Origin of the sequence: Microbacterium resistens, assembly GCF_021172025.1 — a bacterium.
Taxonomy (GTDB): domain Bacteria; phylum Actinomycetota; class Actinomycetes; order Actinomycetales; family Microbacteriaceae; genus Microbacterium; species Microbacterium resistens.
In genome coordinates this window covers 2,412,784-2,432,949 of the sequence record NZ_CP082781.1, presented here as the reverse complement: position 1 = coordinate 2,432,949, position 20,166 = coordinate 2,412,784, and the positions used below count along the sequence as shown (strand labels likewise).

Annotated in this window: 16 protein-coding genes; 10 read left to right on the top strand and 6 right to left on the bottom strand. The window is 72.2% G+C overall.

Annotated features, from left to right (window positions below; translation table 11 throughout):
- Positions 1 to 63: 63 nt before the first annotated feature.
- Both K8F61_RS11540 and K8F61_RS11535 read right to left on the bottom strand, forming a co-directional pair.
- Positions 64 to 1,008 carry a pirin family protein gene (locus K8F61_RS11540; protein WP_231819212.1) on the bottom strand — a complete coding sequence of 315 codons (945 nt, stop codon included), beginning with the start codon at positions 1,006 to 1,008 and terminating at the stop codon, positions 64 to 66.
- A complete protein-coding gene (locus tag K8F61_RS11535) occupies positions 1,005 to 1,322 on the bottom strand; it encodes a GNAT family N-acetyltransferase (protein ID WP_231819211.1) in 318 nt (105 codons plus the stop codon). Before K8F61_RS11535 ends, K8F61_RS11540 begins: the two co-directional genes overlap by 4 nt.
- Before the next feature lie 185 nt (positions 1,323 to 1,507).
- Between K8F61_RS11535 and recQ the strand changes: the two genes are divergently transcribed.
- From recQ to K8F61_RS11515, 4 genes are all read left to right on the top strand, one after another.
- Positions 1,508 to 3,547, top strand: coding sequence for a DNA helicase RecQ (gene recQ / locus K8F61_RS11530; protein ID WP_231819210.1), 2,040 nt, complete (start codon positions 1,508 to 1,510; stop codon positions 3,545 to 3,547).
- A gap of 389 nt (positions 3,548 to 3,936) precedes the next feature.
- The gene (locus K8F61_RS19060; RefSeq protein WP_269456623.1) at positions 3,937 to 7,386 is read left to right on the top strand and encodes a choice-of-anchor G family protein; all 3,450 of its coding nucleotides are present in this window, start codon (positions 3,937 to 3,939) and stop codon (positions 7,384 to 7,386) included.
- A gap of 87 nt (positions 7,387 to 7,473) precedes the next feature.
- Positions 7,474 to 8,274, top strand: coding sequence for a DUF5819 family protein (locus K8F61_RS11520; RefSeq protein ID WP_067249019.1), 801 nt, complete (start codon positions 7,474 to 7,476; stop codon positions 8,272 to 8,274).
- Entirely contained in the window at positions 8,271 to 9,587 is a 1,317-nt protein-coding gene (locus K8F61_RS11515; protein WP_231819209.1) for an HTTM domain-containing protein, read from the top strand. The genes K8F61_RS11520 and K8F61_RS11515 overlap by 4 nt, the downstream gene beginning before the upstream one ends.
- A 22-nt stretch (positions 9,588 to 9,609) precedes the next feature.
- On the opposite strand, the gene K8F61_RS11510 is transcribed toward K8F61_RS11515, so the two are convergent.
- Positions 9,610 to 10,377 (bottom strand): nucleotidyl transferase AbiEii/AbiGii toxin family protein, encoded by a 768-nt coding sequence (locus tag K8F61_RS11510; RefSeq protein ID WP_231819208.1) that lies wholly within the window; start codon positions 10,375 to 10,377, stop codon positions 9,610 to 9,612.
- Positions 10,370 to 11,014 carry a type IV toxin-antitoxin system AbiEi family antitoxin domain-containing protein gene (locus K8F61_RS11505; RefSeq protein WP_067249012.1) on the bottom strand — a complete coding sequence of 215 codons (645 nt, stop codon included), beginning with the start codon at positions 11,012 to 11,014 and terminating at the stop codon, positions 10,370 to 10,372. The genes K8F61_RS11510 and K8F61_RS11505 overlap by 8 nt, the downstream gene beginning before the upstream one ends.
- Positions 11,015 to 11,312: 298 nt before the next feature.
- On the opposite strand from K8F61_RS11505, the gene K8F61_RS11500 reads away from it, so the two are divergent.
- Positions 11,313 to 13,382, top strand: coding sequence for an acyl-CoA dehydrogenase family protein (locus K8F61_RS11500; RefSeq protein ID WP_231819207.1), 2,070 nt, complete (start codon positions 11,313 to 11,315; stop codon positions 13,380 to 13,382).
- A 164-nt stretch (positions 13,383 to 13,546) separates the two neighbouring features.
- Here the strand turns inward: K8F61_RS11500 and K8F61_RS11495 are convergent, their stop codons facing one another.
- Both K8F61_RS11495 and K8F61_RS11490 read right to left on the bottom strand, forming a co-directional pair.
- Positions 13,547 to 14,503, bottom strand: a complete 957-nt coding sequence (locus tag K8F61_RS11495) for a nucleoside hydrolase (RefSeq protein ID WP_231819206.1) — start codon at positions 14,501 to 14,503, stop codon at positions 13,547 to 13,549.
- 31 nt (positions 14,504 to 14,534) lie between these two features.
- Complete coding sequence (locus K8F61_RS11490) at positions 14,535 to 15,923, bottom strand: MFS transporter (RefSeq protein ID WP_231819205.1); 1,389 nt, start codon at positions 15,921 to 15,923, stop codon at positions 14,535 to 14,537.
- 190 nt (positions 15,924 to 16,113) lie between these two features.
- Here K8F61_RS11490 and K8F61_RS11485 point away from each other — a divergent pair, with 190 nt between their 5' ends.
- The 5 genes from K8F61_RS11485 to K8F61_RS11465 all read left to right on the top strand — a co-directional run bounded on the left by K8F61_RS11485 (position 16,114) and on the right by K8F61_RS11465 (position 20,142).
- On the top strand, positions 16,114 to 16,893 hold the full coding sequence (locus K8F61_RS11485) for a GntR family transcriptional regulator (protein ID WP_067249002.1): 780 nt from the start codon (positions 16,114 to 16,116) through the stop codon (positions 16,891 to 16,893).
- 55 nt (positions 16,894 to 16,948) lie between these two features.
- Positions 16,949 to 17,512, top strand: coding sequence for a DNA-3-methyladenine glycosylase I (locus tag K8F61_RS11480; protein WP_067248998.1), 564 nt, complete (start codon positions 16,949 to 16,951; stop codon positions 17,510 to 17,512).
- Between the two features lie 50 nt (positions 17,513 to 17,562).
- On the top strand, positions 17,563 to 18,606 hold the full coding sequence (locus K8F61_RS11475; RefSeq protein ID WP_219086849.1) for an NAD(P)-dependent alcohol dehydrogenase: 1,044 nt from the start codon (positions 17,563 to 17,565) through the stop codon (positions 18,604 to 18,606).
- Positions 18,607 to 18,707: 101 nt separating this feature from the next.
- Positions 18,708 to 19,151, top strand: a complete 444-nt coding sequence (locus K8F61_RS11470; RefSeq protein ID WP_219086850.1) for a hypothetical protein — start codon at positions 18,708 to 18,710, stop codon at positions 19,149 to 19,151.
- On the top strand, positions 19,144 to 20,142 hold the full coding sequence (locus K8F61_RS11465; protein ID WP_231819204.1) for a DUF5684 domain-containing protein: 999 nt from the start codon (positions 19,144 to 19,146) through the stop codon (positions 20,140 to 20,142). Before K8F61_RS11470 ends, K8F61_RS11465 begins: the two co-directional genes overlap by 8 nt.
- The last annotated feature ends 24 nt before the right edge of the window (positions 20,143 to 20,166 follow it).

The following is a 20,166-nucleotide window of genomic DNA, read 5'->3' as shown; positions in this document are numbered from 1 at the left end:
GCGACGGAAGGGCGGGCGTCCTCGGGCGCCCGCCCTTCTCGCGTCCTCGTCACGGTGAAGGCGTCAGATCCTGCGGCGACGCGGCATGAGCCGCACCGGAGGGATCGGCGGGGCGGGGATCCGCTCGCCGCCGTGCCCGACGACCGGCCCGAAACGCGGGTCCTCCTGCGGACCCTCGCCCTCGGCCTCCCAGGCCGTCCGCGCCTCGACGATCTCCTCGTGCGTGCGGCCGGCGAAGTTCCACCACATCACGAGGTCCTGTTCGAACGGCTCGCCGCCGAGCAGGAAGAGGAGCGCGCCGTCCTGCGTCCTGATCTCCACCTCGTCGCGCGAGTCGCCGAGGAACAGCAGATCCCCGCGCGGGACGTCGACGGCCGCGACCCGCGCGTCCCCCTCGACGACCAGCACGCCGTGCTCCCAGTCCTCGCGCAGCGGCAGGTTCACCCGGGAGCCGGGGGCGAGCCGGATCTCGGCGCCCACGATCGGCGTGTGGGCGGAGGCGGGGGAGCGGACGCCGGCGAGCTCGCCGAGCACGACCGTCGCCCGGGCGTCGTCGCCCTCCTCCGCATCGATCGACAGCGCGGGCAGCTCCGTGTGCTGCTCGAATCCCGGGGCTCCGGTCGCCGCGCCGTCCGGCAGCACGACCCAGAGCTGGAGGGCGTCGAGCGGCACGGCGTCGTCGCCCACCGAGTACTCGGAGTGCGCGATGCCCCTGCCCGCGGTCATCAGGTTGAGCTGGCCCCGCCGCAGGACCGCGTCGCTGCCCACCGCGTCCCGGTGACGGACCTCGCCGACCAGCGGCCAGGTGACGGTCTGGAGGCCGATGTGCGGATGCGGCTCGACGCGCATGCGCACCTCGTCGGGGCCGAAGCGGTCGAGGAAGCACCACGCCCCGATTGTCGGCAGCTCCTTGCTCGGCAGCGTGCGACGGACGTTCATCGCGCGGACGCCGCCGAGCGGGACCTCGCGCGGCGAGAGCGCGACCGAGCGCGGGCCGTAGGCGCTCATCCCTCGGTCGTCTCCGCGCCGGGCACCCTCGGCCAGCGGATGCGGGCGTCCGCGACCTCATGCGTCTGCAGATACCGGGCGATGTAGGGGCAGTAGGGCACGATCTCGTCGCCGGAGGCGGCGGCGTCCGCCAGCGCCTCGGCGGCGAGGATCCCGGCCAGTCCCTGCCCCTGGAACGCCGGATCGACCTCCGTGTGGGTGAATCGGATCTCGCCCGGCCGCCGGTCGAACTCGGCGAAGCCCGCGAGGACTCCGTCGCGGCGCAGCTCGTAGCGGGAAGCGTCGTCGTCTCGGGTGACGGTGATGTCGGCCATGCGTCCTCCTCGGTCCTGGACCCAACCTACGCCCGTCCGACGCGGTGAGCTCCGACGTGGAGTCTCGGGGTCCGTCGTGGGGAGAAGTGACCCCGGGACCGACCCCGAACGACCGGAATGGACCCCGAAACGGGAGCTGGGGAGGGAAGCGGCCGGATGTCGCCGCTTCTCGTTACGCTGGGGACATGCCCGCGCAGGATCCGTACGACCCGTATGCCGACCTGCCGCCGTCCGAGCCTCCGCCGGGCGATCCCTACGGCGATCCCTACGCCGACGTGCCCTGGGACGACGCCCCTCCGCCCGTCGAGGAGGACTGGGCCGGGATGCCGGGGAGCGCTCCGCGCGGCAGCTTCCCCGCGCCCCACGCACCCTCGGTGCCCGCGCCTTCCCGCTTCGCGACCGCGGCAGAGGCGCTGCGCACGGTGTACGGGTACGACGCCTTCCGCGGCGACCAGGCGGCGATCATCGACCAGGTCGTGGCGGGCGGCGACGCCGTGGTGCTCATGCCGACCGGCGGCGGAAAGAGCGTCTGCTACCAGATCCCCGCGCTCGTTCGGGAGGGCACGGGGCTCGTCGTGAGCCCCCTGATCGCCCTCATGCACGACCAGGTCGACGCGCTGCGCGCCAACGGCGTGAACGCGGCCTATCTCAACTCGACGCAGTCCCCCGCGGAGCGGGCGGAGGTGGAGCGGGCCTACCTCTCCGGCTCGCTGGACCTCCTCTACGTCGCGCCGGAGCGGCTGTCCGGCGCGCAGACCACCGCGCTCCTGCAGAGGGGCGCGCTCAGCGTGATCGCTATCGACGAGGCGCACTGCGTGTCGCAGTGGGGGCACGATTTCCGTCCCGACTACCTCGCCCTGTCGGATCTGGGCGAGCGGTTCCCCGGCGTCCCCCGGATCGCCCTCACGGCGACCGCCACCCGGGAGACGCACCGCGAGATCACCGAGCGGCTGCGCCTGCCGTCCGCGAGGCACTTCGTGGCGAGCTTCGACCGCCCGAACATCCAGTACCGGATCGACCCGAAGACCGACGTCCGACGACAGCTGGTGTCGTTCATCCGCTCCGTCCGCGACACGATGGGGTCGGAGTCCGCCGGAATCGTGTACGCGCTCAGCCGCTCGTCCGTGGAGCAGACCGCCGCGTTCCTCCAGGACCAGGGGATCGACGCGATCCCTTATCACGCGGGGCTCGACGCGGAGGTCCGCGCCGCCAACCAGGCGCGGTTCCTGCGGGACGAGGGCGTGGTCGTCGTCGCGACGATCGCGTTCGGCATGGGGATCGACAAGCCGGACGTGCGCTTCGTGGCGCACATCGACCTCCCCAAGTCCGTCGAGGGGTACTACCAGGAGACCGGTCGCGCGGGGCGCGACGGCGAACCGTCCGTCGCGTGGATGGCGTACGGGCTGGGCGACGTCGTCCAGCAGCGCCGCTTCATCCAGCAGTCCGCGGGCGACCGCGCGATCAAGCAGCGCCAGAACCAGCATCTGGACGCGATGCTCGCCCTGTGCGAGACGGTCTCGTGCCGGCGGCAGAACCTGCTCGGCTACTTCGGGCAGGACTCGGCGCCGTGTGGCAACTGCGACACGTGCCTCACGCCTCCGGAGAGCTGGGACGGGCTGATCCCGGCGCAGAAGCTGCTGTCCACCATCGTGCGTCTCCAGCGCGAGCGGCGGCAGTCGTTCGGGGCGGGTCACCTCATCGACATCCTGCGCGGGGCGTCGACGGAGCGGATCCGCTCGATGCGGCACGACGAGCTGGCCACGTACGGCATCGGGGCGGACCTCTCGGACGCGCAGTGGCGCTCCGTGATCCGCCAGCTCCTGGCCCAGGGGCTCATGCAGGCCCAGGGCGACTACGGCACCCTGGCCCTCAGCGACGCGAGCGCGGGCGTCCTCAACGGCACGACACCGGTGCAGCTCCGCCACGATGTGGTCAGCCGTGCGGGGGCGGCGGGCAAGGGCCGCGGCGCCAAGCGCTCGGCGGCGGCGGACCTGTCCGAGGCCGATCGCGCGCTGTTCGAGGAGCTCCGCGCCTGGCGCGCGCGGACGGCGAAGGAGCAGGGGGTCCCCGCCTACGTCGTGTTCGGCGACGCCACGCTGCGCGCGCTCGCGGAGCACCGGCCCACCCGTGGCGAGGACCTGATCGGGATCAGCGGCATCGGAGAACGCAAACGCGAAGCCTACGGCGCCGCGCTGCTCGAGGTCATCGCCGCCGTCGGCGCCTGACGCGGAGTCGTACGCCCCTCGGGGAAGGTGCTCGTGCGTGCTCTCGCACGGGCATCGCACGCCTTCTCGTCGTCTCCGCGCCGCCCGACGTCGTGGTCGTCGTCACCAGATCGTTATGCGTCCGTCGTCCCCGGTTCCGACTCCCCGTTGGTACGGGAAAACGAGCCGAATCCCCGAATGTCGATTGATATCCCGGTCCTTTCGGAATGCTGGACATTCGCTGTGAACTACCGGCATACTGGCGCTACTTGCGCCTGCCGACACCCGTCGGTCCTGGGGAGGCCTTGTTGCTCCGGAGCGATCCAGACATCAGGGAGGGGTTCGTGACAACGAACAGAAGTGGGTGGTCGCGTCTGCGGCGCCCAGCGGCATTGGGCCTGGCAGGGGCCGTGGCATTCGGAGGCGCGATCGCATTCGCCGCGCCTGCCGCCGCGACCGCGCCGGGCGCCGATCCGAACGATCCATCGGCCGCGCAGGGGCAGATCCTGCAGTTGCCCATCGGCCTGCTCGGCAGCAGCATCGACGTCGCCGCGCTGGGCCACACGCTCACCAGCAACCCCGGTGGTCCGGGCGCCGACAACGGTGCGCTCGATCTCGGCGTGCTCGGCGGCGCGCTGACCATCGACCTCGGCGACGGGATCAACATCCCGCTGCTGACGGACGGCACGACGCCCGGCCTGCTGAACCTCGGCGATCTGGGTGCGGCCCAGAGCTACAGCGAGTCGCCGAGCGTCACCTCGTCGCTCGCCGCGTCGGGCCTCATCACCGAGGACGGCGGCATCGACGTCGGCGGGATTGGGTCGAGCGTCGACCCGGCCCACATCGATCTGACCGACCTGTTCGGCCAGCTCGGCATCGACACGCTCACGGACCAGCTGCTGGACCAGGCGTCGCTCAGCGTCGGGGCCCTCGCCTCGACGGCCTCGTCGGATGCCGGGACGCTCACCTCGGAGTACGCGATCGCGGGCCTCGGCCTCGACCTGCACAGCCCGACGGTGGCGGGCCTGACGGACGTCGTGGACACGGCGGTCGGCACGGCGCTCCTGCCGATCGAGGCCCTCATCGGCCCCGACGGACAGATCGAGCAGCTCGTCGACGGCGTGCTGAGCGTCATCGACGCGCTCCCGCTCACCAACGCCGAGCTGAACGCGCTGTCGCTGGACACGCAGCCGCTCACCGACGAGGTGCGCGACGTCCTGCTGAACGAGCCGCTGTCCAACACCGACGGCAGCCTCGTCATCGACCTCTCGACCGGGACGATCCACGTCGACCTGGCGGAGCTCGTGGTGGACCGCACCGGCGCGACCAGCCTGAACAGCCTCGACCCGAACACCCCGGTGCTCGACGACGCGGTGGTCAACGGCATCCTCGACGGCATCACCGACGCCGTCACGGGCGCGGGTGAGAACTCGCTGATCTCCAAGGTCGTCGACGTGGTGACCCAGGGGCTCTACAACGTCGAGCTCACGGTCGACATCCAGGCCGACATCAGCCTCCCCATCGTGGGTCCGCTGGTGAACGCCCCGGTGACGGTCATCGGCAGCATCGGCGGGTTCCTCGGCATGGACGGCTTCGCCGCCCCCGTGATCGACACCAGCCAGATCAACGTCGCGGGGATCCCCGTCGGCACGGTCCTGCAGCCGATCATCGACGCCCTGTCCGGCCTCGTCACCGACATCGGCGGTGCTCTGGAGCCGGTCGTGACGAACGTCATCGACCAGCTGCAGCCGACCCTCATGGGCGTCGTGCAGCCGATCGTGACCGGTCTGCTCGACAACGCGATCGAGCCGGTGCTGAACAGCATCGTCGCGATCACGATCAACGAGCAGCCCACCGAGGCCCCGATCAACGGCACCGGCGACCTGCCGGGCGACAGCTTCACCGTTCGCGCGCTGAGCGTGGAGCTGCTGCCGGCGATCAACGCCATCAAGCTGGACCTCGGCTCGTCCACGGTCAAGGCGCTCGCCGCGCTCACCCCGACCATCACGGGAACGGACCCGGTCCAGGCCGGCACCAGCCTCCCGGTCGCGGGCGACGGATGGGCTCCGGGCACCCAGGTCACCATCGAGCTGCGCGACGGCACCGGCGCTGTGGTCGGCACGCCGGTCACCGTCACGGTGGAGCCGGACGGATCCCTGCCTGCGGGCACGGCGTACCCCGTCCCGGCCGACGCGGTCCCCGGCGACTACACGCTCGTGGGCACGCAGGTCGACGACCCGACCGTCACCGCTCAGGACACGGTCACCGTGACCGCGGGCGACCCCGGTGACGTGAACACCAACGCCTCTGCGTCGGCGGCGGCGTCGGCGGATGCGGACTCGGACGCGAACCCGGCGGCGCAGGTTGCTGCTCAGGCGGCGGCTCTGGCGGACGCGACCTCCACGGCTTCGGCTGCGGCGGACGCGACGGCCTCGGCGGCGGCTCAGGCGGCGGCCACGGCGACGGCGTCGACGAACGCCTCGACGGACGCCACGACCGACGCCACGGCCTCGGCCACGGCGGCGGCTCAGGCGGCTGCTCTGGCGGACGCGACCTCGGCGACGAACGCGGACGCGTCGTCGGCGGCGACGGCGGACACGGCGGCGGCGGCGCAGGTCGCGGCGACCGCGACCTCGTCGAACGACGCCTCGGCGCAGGCCGCGGCGACGGCGGACGCGACGGCGACGGCGGATCCGGACGCTTCGGCGACGGCGACCGCGGACGTGAACACCAACGCGGCGGCTTCGGCATCCGCGTCGGCCACCGCGGACGCGAACGCGAACCCGGCGGCGCAGGTTGCTGCTCAGGCGGCGGCTCTGGCGGACGCGACCTCCACGGCTTCGGCTGCGGCGGACGCGACGGCCTCGGCGGCGGCTCAGGCGGCGGCCACGGCGACGGCGTCGACGAACGCCTCGACGGACGCCACGACCGACGCCACGGCCTCGGCCACGGCGGCGGCTCAGGCGGCTGCTCTGGCGGACGCGACCTCGGCGACGAACGCGGACGCGTCGTCGGCGGCGACGGCGGACACGGCGGCGGCGGCGCAGGTCGCGGCGACCGCGACCTCGTCGAACGACGCCTCGGCGCAGGCCGCGGCGACGGCGGACGCGACGGCGACGGCGGATCCGGACGCTTCGGCGACGGCGACCGCGGACGTGAACACCAACGCGGCGGCTTCGGCATCCGCGTCGGCCACCGCGGACGCGAACGCGAACCCGGCGGCGCAGGTTGCTGCTCAGGCGGCGGCTCTGGCGGACGCGACCTCCACGGCTTCGGCTGCGGCGGACGCGACGGCCTCGGCGGCGGCTCAGGCGGCGGCCACGGCCTCGGCGTCGACGAACGCCTCGACGGACGCCACGACCGACGCGACGGCCTCGGCCACGGCGGCGGCGCAGGCGGCGGCCAACGCCGACAACACCGCCAACACGGCGGCTGAGGCCTCGGCCGCGGCCACCGCGAACACGGCGGCGGCAGCGGACGCGGCGGCGATCGCCACGGCCTCGGCGGACGCCTCGTCGGCTGCGGCGGCGGACTCGTCGGCGCGCGGGGCTCCGGACGGGACGGCGGACGCCTCGTCCACCGCTTCGGCCACCTCGAGCGCCACCGCGACGGCGGACGCCACGGCCTCGGCCACGTCGGCGGCCACGGCCTCGGCCACGTCGAGCGCCACGGCCTCGGCCACGTCGAGCGCATCCGCCTCGGCGAACGGAACCGCCACCGCCAACGGCAAGCCGCTTCCTCCGACGGGTGCGGACGTGCCGCTGGGCCTGCTGGCCCTGGGCGGTCTGCTGGTTATGCTCGGCATCGGAGCCGCCGTTCTCGGCGTCGCCAAGCGCCGGGCGACCGCCGACGTCGAGTGACGATTCGGTAGCAAGGGTCGGGGTCGTCCTTGGTGGCGACCCCGACCTTTTCTTGACACACCTTCCCGATCCACGAGGGGAACCCGGATGACCGAGGACACCACGAGCGCCCCTGCGCGCTCCGCTCCCGCCCGGCCGAAGCCCACCTGGTGGGTGCGCCTGATCGCCTTCGGGGCATGCGCGTTCACCGCCTGGCACGTCTTCGCATCGTTCCTCTGGATCGCGCCCCCGTCGCCGCTGCGGGAGATCCCGACGCAGCAGGTCCTCTCTGCCTACATGCTCCCGATGTTCGGGCAGTCCTGGAGCGTGTTCGCCCCGGAGCCGATCAACGGCGACTACCACTTCAACGTCCGCGCCGTCATCGAGAAGGACGGCGAGGAGATCACCACCGGATGGGTCAGCGCGACCGATGTCGAGCTGTCGATGATCCGGTACAACCTCTTCCCTCCGCGGGCGGGCATCCAGTCCAGCGAGGTCGCGAGCGGGCAGATGTCGGCCTTCAACAAGCTCTCCGACGAGCAGAAGGCCGTGGTCGCGCTCGACTTCGACAAGGACGACGGCGAGGCCTGGATGCGCCGGGCCTTCGAGAAGCTCGAGGGCGACCAGAACGCCGCTCTGGCCGAGGCCTACATGAAGAAGGAGCACCTGGCGACGACCTACGCCACCCAGGTCGCATACGCCATCTGGGGCGATGACGTCCGGAAGGTGCAGTATCGCGTCAGCCGGCAGAACGTCGTCCCCTTTGCCGAGCGCAACACGCCTGGTGCCCAGCGGCCCGACCCGTCGTTCTCCCCGAGCGGATGGCGACTGCCCATCGAGGAGCAGGGGCAGAGTCGCTCCGCCTTCGGCGACGTGTTCCGTGCCCAGTTCGAGAGGACGCAGCGATGAGCCGGCCCAGCGGAACCTCCGATGCCCGCACGACCGCGAACGCCCCCGCGTCCGACGCGAAGAACGCGAAGGCGGCGAGGAAGACGAAGGCCGCGGAGACCGCCGACGCTGCCGCGACCGGAGCGACCACGGCCGCCCCGGTGCGCCCCGCCGAGGTCCCCGCCGAGACCGAACCGGCCACCCCGACGCCGACCGAGACCCCCGGCGCGGGCACACCCGCTCCGGGGATCGAGCGCGCGGGCGCGGCCGCGGAGGTCACCGCGACCACTCGCGTGCTGACCTTCGCCGGCAGCATGATCGCGGGCCTGTGGAACATGGTCGTGACCGGGCTCGCGGCGATCTTCGCCTGGATCGAGACCTGGCTCTACGGCGAGAAGAAGGCGCTGTACGGGCTCGCGGTGACCCGCATCCTGTTCGGCGTCACCGCCCTCGGCCTGCTCGCGGCCAACTTCGGCACCCGCCTGTACACGTTCGGGTCGGGCTCCGCCTGGAACGGCGAGATGGCCGAGCCGGTGAGCGACTTCCCGAAGATCTGGATCTTCAGCACCTTCCACGCCGTCATGGGCAATGATGTCCTCTACACGCTGATGTATCTGCTGCTGGGCGTCCTCGCGGTGCTGTTCGTGCTCGGGTGGCGGTTCCGCATCGTGCTTCCGGTGTTCTTCTGCCTGTGGGTCGGCTTCATCGAGGCGAACGACATGGTGGGCGACCAGGGCGACAACATGTTCCGGATCGCGCTGCTGCTGCTGTTCTTCGCGGATCCTGCGGCGCGCTGGTCGCTCGACGCCCGGCGTCGCGCGAGGAAGGGCGAGTGGTTCGAGCCCGGCAGCCAGCCGGCGATCCTCGGCACGGTGTTCCACAACCTCGCGCTCGTCGCGCTCACCGCGCAGGTCTGCTTCGTGTACGCCTCCGGCGCCCTGTTCAAGGCTGCGGGCTCCCCCTGGTCGGAGGGGTACGCGGTCTACAACCCGCTGCACACCATGCGCTTCGGCACGTGGCCGGTCCTCAGCGACCTGGTGACCGCGTGGGGGCCGGCGGTGACGATGATGACCTGGGGATCCATCATCCTGCAGGTCGCCTTCCCGCTGGCGCTGCTGCTGCGTCCCACACGTCTGGTGGCGCTCGTCGGCATCCTGTCGTTCCACATCGGGATCGCGGTGCTGATGGGCCTGCCGTGGTTCTCGCTGACGATGATCGCGATCGACTCGATCTTCATCCGCGACCGCAGCTGGGAGCGTCTGCACGACGGCGTCGTGCGTCGCTGGCGCGCGGCGGGGAAGGCCCCGGCCGCATCCCCGCCCGCCACGGCATAGCGGCGGCGCAGGGTGGGTCCGCTCACCGGGTGAGCGCGGCGAGCGCAGACGCCACGACGGCGGCGGCATTCTGCAGCGTCGTTCGAAGTCGTCCCTGATGGCCGAGCGCCCGCTCCCACTGCACCGGGGTGGGCAGATGGCTGAAGGGGACTCTCCGGATGTCCGAGTACGGGCCATGCCGTGCGAAGAGGTGAGCCGCCTCTTCGGTGAACAGTCCGGCCTCGGCCAGCGCCCAGAGATCGTAGAGGTCTCGTGGTGCGGCGCGGTCCGCCCACGCGGAGAGCTTCGCGGCGACGAAGGCGGGAGGGGTCAGGACGCGGAGCGCGGCAGCCGGAGCGTCGCGATATCTCTGCTCGATGGAGACGACCTCGGTCGGCCATGGGGCACGACCGGTGGCGGAGAGCAGCTGGATCTGCACCCGGGTCGCGCGTGCTTCCAGAATCGAGGGCACCGAGCCTCTCGTCTCGCGAAGCGACGGAGTGAATGTCGCCGCGCCGAGCGTCCGCCGAAAGCTCCTCGTGATCGATCGTTCGATGCGTTCCGCGGCCTCGTCGCGGTGCCGGACGGCGATGAGATCGATGTCTTCGGACAACCGCAGAGCCGGCAGGAGCGTGCGCGCAAGCGCGGTCCCGCCGAAGAAGATCAGGTCCTCGGACCCGAGCGCGGCGATGGCGGCGAGCGCGTGCGAGATGATGTGGTCACGGACGACCTGCGCCGAGTCGACGCCGAAGGCGAGTTGTACGCTCTCCCGGTCTTCGTCGGACAGGACACCGGCTACCGGATCATCCATGTGCCCTCCGGAGCGCGCTCGCCATCTCTCGTGCCGCCGGCGGCACGCGGCGTGCCGCATGCACGATCTCGTCGAAGACGTCGGGCGACGAGCGGGCGGCGAGGCTCGCCAGAGCGTCGCGGGCATCCGCCTCCAGGCCCTCCGGCGCGACGCTCCGGATCAGGTCGAACAGGGTCTGTTCCGGGGAGGTGACGAGCACCTCGCCCAGCACCGTGGGCTCGACGACGAGGTCGAGATCCCACTTTCTTCGGGGGACGAAACGGACCGAGCCTCCGTGGGACAGGACAACGGGGGCATAGCCCCTCCGGGGGACGGCGACGGTGGCCACGCCGATCGCCCGGGGGATCGCGGCCCAATGCCGCGCGGCGGAGACGCCGGTGAGGGCGATGGTCCGTTCGCCGAACCGCGCGGTTGCGACCGCGGCGGCCGCCGCCTCCAGGGGAGGGATCCAGGAGCGACCGTCGGCGGAGTCCGGAGGGGCCGTGTAGATCCCCCTCGCCAGCCTGACCAGAGCTCCGCGATCGACCAGGCGTTCGAGCGCTCGCCAGGTGTTCTCGCCCTCGCGGGAGACGTCGCGGAGCGTCGCGGTGCGCATCGGTGCGCGGGCGATCGACATGAGGAGCTCGAGATCAGTCATAGTTCGCCCTTGAGTTATCGTTTGTCTACTCTCAGGGTAGAGAATAGATGACCTAAATGGAAGGAATGCGTTGCTCTCGGTGTCTGCGCGCGTCAAGCGGGTGCGTCGCTGGCGCGCGGCGGGGAAGGCCCCGGCCGCGCCCCCGCCCGCCGCGGCGTAGCGGCTCCTGTGGACACGGCACAATCGCGGGGGCGCGTGCGGCCGGGGGCGGTTGGACGAAAGCCACAGCCGACTTCGGTCGGTGTTGTCGGAGTCCTACCGTGGAATCATCTCCCACCCGTGTCTTGAGAGGATGCTCATGGTCGACGCAGCCGTCCGAATGAACGCTTCCACCCCCGCCGCCGGAGACGCCGACGCGCACCGTATCGATGTCGAGGCGGTCGGCGACCTGCTCCTGGGGACCTGGGCGGACACCCGCCGTCAGGCCCGCGAGATGATCAAGGATCCCGCGTTCTGGCGCGACGACTCCCTGGCCAAGGACGAGCACCGCGAGCGCGTGCTCAGCCAGCTCCACCTGCTCGTGCAGAACCGCGCCGTGCACCGCGCGTTCCCGAAGCGCTTCGGGGGCGAGGAGAACAACGGTGCGAACATCGCGGGCTTCGAGGAGCTCGTCGCGGCGGATCCCAGCCTGCAGATCAAGTCGGGGGTGCAGTGGGGGCTGTTCGGCTCCGCGATCCTGCAGCTCGGGACGACCGAGCACCACGACCGCTGGCTCCCCGGGGTCATGGATCTGTCGATCCCCGGCGCGTTCGCGATGACCGAGATCGGTCACGGCTCGGACGTCGCGGCGGTCGGCACGACGGCGACCTACGACCCGGAGACCGAGGAGTTCGTCATCCACACGCCGTTCCGCGGCGCGACGAAGGAGTACCTGGGTAACGCCGCGCTGCACGGCGTGGCCGCGACCGTCTTCGCGCAGCTCATCACGAACGGCGTCAACCACGGCGTGCACTGCTTCTACGTGCCGCTGCGCGGCGAGGACGGTGTGGATCTGCCCGGCATCGGCCGCGAGGACGACGGCCTCAAGGGCGGGCTCAACGGCATCGACAACGGGCGGCTGTCGTTCGACCACGTGCGCATCCCCCGGACCAACCTGCTGAACCGTTACGGCGACGTCGCCCCCGACGGCACGTACTCCAGCGCCATCGACAGCCCCGGACGACGCTTCTTCACGATGCTCGGCACCCTCGTCCAGGGGCGGGTGTCGCTGGACGGCGCCGCGTCCTGGGCCTCGGCGCTCGGGCTGTACATCGCGATCACCTACGCCACGCAGCGCCGTCAGTTCGACGGGGCGGACGGGCAGGAGACGGTCCTGCTCGACTACGGCAAGCACCAGCGCCGCCTGCTCCCGCGGCTGGCCACCACCTACGCGCAGCTGTTCGCGCACGACGAGTTCCTGCAGAAGTTCGACGGGGTCTTCTCCGGCGCGACGGACACCCCGGACGACCGGGAGGACCTGGAGACTCTCGCGGCGGCCCTGAAGCCGCTGTCGACGTGGCACGCCCTCGACACCCTGCAGGAGTGCCGCGAGGCCTGCGGCGGCGCAGGGTTCATGTTCGAGAACCGCTTCGTCGGGCTCCGTCAGGATCTGGACGTCTACGTCACCTTCGAAGGGGACAACAACGTCCTCCTGCAGTTGGTCGGCAAGCGCCTGCTCACCGACTACGCGAAGCAGTTCCAGGGCAAGGACGCGGCCGCGCTGGCCAAGTTCGCGGTCGGCCAGACGGCGGGCAAGGTCTTCCACGGTGCGGGCCTGCGGGCCTTCGGGCAGGCGGTCGCGGACTTCGGCTCCACGGCGCGGTCGGTGGAGAACGGGCTTCGCGAGGAGCAGCAGCACGAGCTGCTCGCCGACCGTGTGCAGCAGATGATCGCCGACATCGCCGGGCGGCTGCGCCCCGCCGGCAAGGACAAGGTCCTCGGCGAGAAGCTGTTCAACGAGAACCAGGCCGAGCTGATCGAGGCCGCCCGCGCGCATGGCGAGCTGCTCCAATGGGAGGCGTTCACCGACGCGGTGCACCGGATCCAGGACGCCGAGACGAAGGCGGTGCTCACGTGGCTGCGGGACCTGTTCGGGCTCCAGCTCATCGAGAAGCACCTCGCCTGGTACCTCATCAACGGGCGTCTCTCCGCCCAGCGCGCCGCCGCGGTGTCGCGCTACATCGACCGTCTCTGCACGCGTCTGCGGCCGCACGCGCTGGATCTCGTGAACGCCTTCGGCTATGAGCCGGAGCACGTGCGGGCTCCGATCGCGTCCGGCATCGAGCAGCAGCGCCAGGACGAGGCGCGTGCGCACTACGCGGCGCTCGCCGCGTCCGGCGAGGCGCCGATCTCGGAGAAGGCGCTGAAGAAGGCTGCGAAGCGGAAGTAGCCCCGGCGGGATCCCTCCCTCGGGGCCGCCGAGACCCCCTCCACGCGTCGAAACCCCTCCGCAGATACGTATCTGCGGAGGGGTTTCGGCGATGCGAGGGGGTCTCGCGTGCGGGAGACGGGACGCTCTGCGGGAGACGGGATGCTCTGCGGGAGGCGGGACGCTCAGCCGGCGACGCGGTCGGCCAGGTGGTCCGGCAACGGGCGGTCGGTGGCCAGCACCACGCGGACGTTCGCTCCCTCGTGGTCGAGCGCACCCGCCCGCTGCGACCGCAGATCGAAGATCGTCTGGCCGCGCCCGGGGCCGTCGGAGTGGTCGACGAGGGCGGGGACGGCGGGCGCGCGGGTCGCCGTGACGGTCCCGACGGCGATCGCGGCGGCCAGCGGGTCGTGCAGCGCGCTGCAGCGGCGGCCGTAGGCGGAGACGTAGAAGTCCATGTAGAAGTCGAGCATCGCCCCCACGGTCCGCGCCAGCGCCGAGTCGGAGGCCAGGAGGCGCTCGCGGTGGGCGTCCTCGAACACGTTCTCCATCGTGACGTCCAGCGGCACCACGGTCACCGGCCAGGAGGCGGCGAACACGGCGGCGGCCGCCTCCGGGTCGTTGCCGATGTTCGCCTCGGCGACGGGCGAGATGTTGCCGGGGACGAGTGCGGCACCCCCCATCAGCGTGACGGAGGCGACGCGCTCGGGCAGCGTCGGGTCCAGGCTCAGCGCCGTGGCGAGGTTGGTCAGCGGACCCACGGCGACGACCTCCAGCGCGCCGGCGTGCTCGTGCGAGAGGCGGATGAGCAGCTCGGCGGCGCTGGCCGCGTCGACCTCCTGCACCGGCGCCGGCAGGGCCACGTGGCCCACGCCGTCGTCGCCGTGCACGTGCGGCGCGCCCCCGTCATAGGCGTGCGCGAGGAAGTCATGACGACCGACGGCGACGGGGATGTCGGTCCGCTCCGCGAGCGCCAGCAGGCCCAGCGTGTTCCGGGCGGCCTGAGCGGCGCTGGTGTTCCCGCTGACGGTGCCGATCCCCGCGAGCGCGATCTCCGGCGACGCCAGCAGGTACGCCAGCGCCAGGGAGTCGTCGATCCCCGTGTCGCAGTCGAAGTAGAGGGGGCGGGCGGACGAGGTCATCGGTTCTCCTTCGGAGCTCGGGTGGGGAGGGTCAGGCCGACTTGGGCTGCAGGAACAGGCTCGCGACCAGCGCCAGCGCGCTGATGCCGACAGAGATCCACAGTGCCAGGCCGTAGCCGCCGGAGGCGACGAACGGCGCGACGATCGCGATCCCGAGGCTCGCGCCGAAGCCGAAGGCGGTGCTGTTCATGCTCGGCAGGATCGCCGGCGCGTCGTCCGGGGACTGCAGCACGCCGAGGCCGTTCGTGGTGGTGAGCACGACGCCGTTGTAGGTCACGCCGAGCAGGGCGAACAGCGCGAACACGGTCCAGAGGCTGTGCGGGAACAGCGCGACGAGAGCGAGGATCACGACGCAGGCGACGAGGCCGACCCGCAGCACGGGGATCCACCCGATGCGCCCGGCGAGCCAGCCGGACAGCGGCGCGGCGGCCAGCCCGATCAGGGCCGGAGGCGCGAGGTAGAGGAGGGCCGAGGTCGAGGCGGGCAGACCGTACCCGGCCTCGGCGTCCTGGCTGAGCACGACGATCGTGAAGTTGATGACCGTGAAGACGCTCGACAGGGTCAGCACGGTCGTGGCGAGCACGGGCCAGACCTGGCGGGAGCGCAGGTGGTGCACGGCGATGAGCGGCGTGCGGCGGCGGCGCTCGATGACCACGAAGACCGCGAACGCGGCGATCGCCCCGGCGAGGAACAGCAGCGTGACCATGTTCAGCCACCCGCGCGCGGATCCCTGGGACACGAAGTACGTGATGCAGATGAGCCCCGCCGACAGCGCCGCAGCGCCCCACCAGTCCATCCGGCCCCGGGAGGACGGCTCGCCGTCCCGGGGCACGGCGAGCACGACGCATCCGATCGCGACGACGGCGACGACCAGGATCACGACGAACAGCGAGCGGAAGCCGAACGCGTCGGCGAGGAGCCCGCCGATCCAGCCGTCGACGCCACCGACGCCGCCGTTGATGGCGGTGAGGACCCCGAGCACCGTGGGGAAGACCGCGGCCGGGAGCGTCTCGGCGAGGATCACGTACGCGATCTGGAAGGCGGCGCTGGAGGCGCCCTGGAGCACGCGGCCGACGAGGAGGAGGGGGAGGTTCGGCGCGGCGATGCACAGCACCGTGCCGAGCGCGATGAGGACGAGCACGATGAGCAGCGCGCGCTTGCGGCCGATGAAGTCGCTCCACCGGGCGAGGACCACGCCGCCCACCGCCCCGGCGAGGAAGAACAGCGACGACACCTGCGAGACGGCGTCCATCGGTGCGGACAGCTGTGCGGCGATGTCCGGGAGCGCGGGGGTGATCATGCTCGAGTTCAGCTGGAAGGCGACCACGGTCAGGATGAGCGTCGCCACGAGCGCGAACGCGCGCCCGCCGCGCAGTCCGCCGGTGGATGCGGGGGCGAGGGTCTCGGGGGAGGTCGGCACGGTGACTCCTTCGTCGGGGAGGGCCGCGTGCGCTGCGGCCCGGCGGGACGATCCCCGCCAATGGGTATGATGTTATACCTCTCGGGTACAACATCTGCAATCGGGTAGGACTGTGATTGGATGAACCGCGAGACCACCGCCGGCCCCGGAGCCATGCCGGACGCCGGGAGGACGCTCGGGAGGAGGACCGATGACGGATGTCGCACCGTTCCTGGACCGCCCGCTGACCGCACCGGTCGGCCAGCCGCTCCGGGTCGCGGTCTACTCCCGGCTGGCGGAGGGCATCCGCAGCGGGGTCTTCCCGCTCGCCTCCATGCTGCCGAGGGAGACCGAGCTCGGCGTCGCGCTCGGGGTGTCGCGCACCGTCGTCCGCGAGGCGTTGATGCTCCTGGAGGAGGACGGCCTGATCGTCACCCGGCGCGGTGTGGGCCGGTTCGTCGCCGACGACCTGCCGACCGTCGGCCTGGAGGAGCTGCGCCCGCTGGAGGCCGCGCTCGCCGAGGGCGGCGAGGACATCACGGTGCGCCCGCTCGAGTTCGTGGTCCAGCCGACGACCGACTACGTTTCCGGTCACCTCGGGCTCGACGCCGAGGCCAACACGTGGTTCCGCGAGAGCGTGGTCGAACGCGCCGGCGAGCCCATCGCCATCCTCCAGGAGCACCTGCCCGCCGGACGCTATCTGAGCGATGCGAGCCCGCAGGTGGCCGCAGCGGTGCCGGAGGCGGCGGATGACCCGTCCAGCCTGATGGCCGCGCTCCTGGCCCGCGGCGTGGTCTTCGGATCGGGCCGGTGCGAGATCACCGTGAACGTCGTCGGCCGCTCGCGCGGCGAGCTGCTCGGCCTGAAGGCCGGCGACCCCGTCCTCATCCTCACGCAGACGGCCACCGTGGCGGGCGCGCCCCTCTACCTGGCCAAGTGCATCGTCTCCGGGCGGGCCGGGGTGCTGTCGGTCGTGCAGACGACCCAGTGATCCGCGACCCCCGGCGCCCGCCGGCGGTGTCGGCGCCGGCCCCTACGCTGGAGCAGTGACCGCACCGATCGACGACCGCCCGCGCTGTGCCTGGGCCGGGGACGACCCCGAGTACCGCCGCTACCACGACGAGGAGTGGGGGCGGCCGCTGCGCGGCGACCGCGCGCTGTTCGAGAAGATGGCGCTGGAGGGCTTCCAGGCGGGACTCTCCTGGATCACGATCCTGCGCAAGCGTCCTCGTTTCCGCGAGGTGTTCGCCGGGTTCGAACCGGAGGCGGTGGCGTCCTTCGGCCCCGACGACGTGGAGCGGCTGATGGCCGATCCCGGGATCATCCGCAACCGCGCGAAGATCGAGGCGACGATCGCGAACGCCGCGCTCGTCCGGGACATGGCCGACGGCGAGCTCGACGCGCTCATGTGGTCCTTCGCCCCCGGGCCCCGTGCGCGCCCGAGGACGATGGCGGACGTGCCCGCGGTGACGCCCGAGTCCGAGGCCATGAGCAAGGCCCTGCGCGCGCGGGGGTTCCGCTTCGTGGGGCCCACGACGATGTACGCCCTGATGCAGTCCGCCGGGATGGTGGACGACCATCTGGAGGGCTGCTGGCGCGCCGCGGACTGAATCGCGGCCGCGCCGGGTCCCGAGCGCGCCGTGCCCGCTAACGTGGAGCCATGCCCCAGGTCACCGCATTCGCCGCGCCCCGTGAGGGCGCTCCGCTGGAACGCACGACGATCGAACGCCGCGAACCGGGTCCGCTCGATGTCGTCATCGAGATCGCCTTCGCCGGCATCTGCCACTCCGACATCCACACCGTCCGCGGCGACTGGGGCGACCAGCAGTACCCCCTCGCTCCCGGCCACGAGATCGCGGGCGTCGTGTCGGCCGTGGGATCGGACGTGACGCGCTTCGCCGTGGGCGACCGCGTCGGCGTGGGCTGCCTGGTGAACTCGTGCGGCGAGTGCGACGGGTGCCTGCGCGGCGAGGAGCAGAACTGCCGCCGCGGCGCGGTCGGCACGTACGGCGCGATCGACCGCGACGGGACCGTCACGCAGGGCGGGTACTCCACGTCGGTCGTCGTGACCGAGGCGTTCGTCCTCCGGATCCCGGACGCGATCCCGCTCGATCGGGCCGCGCCGCTGCTGTGCGCCGGCATCACGACCTACTCGCCGCTGCGGCACTGGCGCGTCGGGCCCGGCAGCCGCGTCGCCGTGATCGGCCTGGGCGGACTGGGCCACATGGGCGTGCAGATCGCGCACGCGCTGGGCGCCGAGGTCACGGTGCTGTCCCAGTCGCTCGGCAAGAAGGACGACGGGCTGCGCCTGGGCGCGGACCGCTACCTCGCCACGAGCGATCCCGAGACCTTCCGCGGCCTGCGCCGCTCGTTCGACGTCATCCTCAACACGGTCAGCGCGCCGCTCGACATCGACGCGTACCTGCGGCTGCTCGACACGAACGGCACGCTCGTGTGCGTCGGCGCCCCGCCGGAGCCGATGAGCTTCGACGTGTCCCACCTCATCTCCGGGCGCCGTTCGCTCGCCGGCTCGAACATCGGCGGGATCGCCGAGACCCAGGAGATGCTGGACTTCTGCGCCGAGCACGGCATCGCCGCCGAGATCGAGCTCATCGCCGCGGACGACGTCAACGACGCCTATGAGCGCGTCCTCGCCTCGGACGTGCGCTTTCGGTTCGTGATCGACGCCGCCACCCTCGGCTGAGCGCCGCGACGCCTCGCCGTCGTGACACGGCGGGGCATCGGCGCGAGCGGCGCGGGCCTCGCTAGGGTCGAGGCGACGCGGAGGACGACGGAGGGGATCGGATGTCGCAGGAGAGCGAGACGGCGTCGTCGTCCCTGGCGGCGCGGGCGCGGACGACGGGGGCGACCTGCTTCGTGTGCACGGTCACGCTGGCGATCGTCGCCGCGCTGTTCTTCTGGGGCGTGACGGTGGATGCGGCGTTCCTGGGCGCTGCCGTCGTGTCCTGCGTGCTGGCCGTGCTGATGTTCCTGCTCGGCGCGATCGCTGTGCCGCTGCCGCGTCTGCGCCCGGCGGCCCTGGCCACGCGCCGCGCCGTGCGGATCCTCACGGTCGTCGTGCTCGGCGTCGGGATCGGCGGCGGCGGCGTCGCGCTGCTGCTGGCGGGGCTGCGCGGCAGCGTCATCGGCATGCTCTCCGCCGGCGCCCTGATGCTGATGTCCCTCCTCCTGGCGAACGTCGCCGGCTCGGTCGGCGGCGTCCTCGTGCGCCGGGGACCGGATGCCTGACCTCGGCCTCCCACCGGTCGCCCTCGTCGCCGGTGCGGCCGTCGGCGTCCTCGTCGCCGCCGCGCTGTTCGTCTGGTACGCGGTCGCGCTCTCCCGGCTCTTCCCGCGCTTGGGCGGCGAGGGATGGAAGGGATGGGTCCCCGTCCTCAACGAGGCGGAGATCCTCGCCCGCGGCGGCGTGCCGGCCTGGTCGGTGGTGTTCTTCTTCATCCCGCTGGTGCAGTTCTACGGGCTGTACCTGAGGATCGTCGCGGTCCACCGGATCACGGTGCGCTTTCGCCGGGGCGCGGGGTTCACGGTCCTGGGCGTGCTCCTCCCGCCGCTGTGGGCGACGCTGCTGGCCCGGGCGGAGGCTCCCGACGCCGAGACCGCGCCGCCCCACGACCCGGCGAAGCCGCGGACGGGCGGGATCCGCACGCTCCCGGACCCGCGACGGACCACGCTCGCCCGCGACGCCTCCGGGTACGCGATCCCGATCCCCGCCCCGCTCGAGCCGACGCTGATCGACGACGTGCCGATCGAGCGTCCCGGAGCGTCCGCCTCCGTGCCCGCCGCGCCGGAGCAGGCCCCGGACCCGGACCCCGCGCCCGCTCCTGCCGCCCCGGGCCCCGCGCCCGCTCCTGCTGTCCCGGACCCCGCCCGCGCTCCCGTCGTCCCGGACCCCGCGCCGGTGTCCTGGCACCTCGTCCTCGACGACGGCACCCGGCTGCCCCTCCCCGGGCCCCGGATCGTGCTCGGTCGCGCACCGGCGGGCGCGGCGGGCGATCAGCCGCTGGCGGTCCCCGACGCCACGCGGACGGTGTCGAAGACGCACGCCCGCCTGGAGCACGACGGCACGCGCTGGCACCTCACCGACCTGAGCTCGACGAACGGCTCGGGCGTCCAGGATGCCTCCGGCGGTTGGCAGGCGCTGAGCGCGGGCGAACGCGTCGTCGTGGACGGAGCGTTCCGGCTCGGCGACCTGACCCTGCGACTCATCCGGAGCGCGTGACCGCCCCTCCCCTCGGCTGCGCAC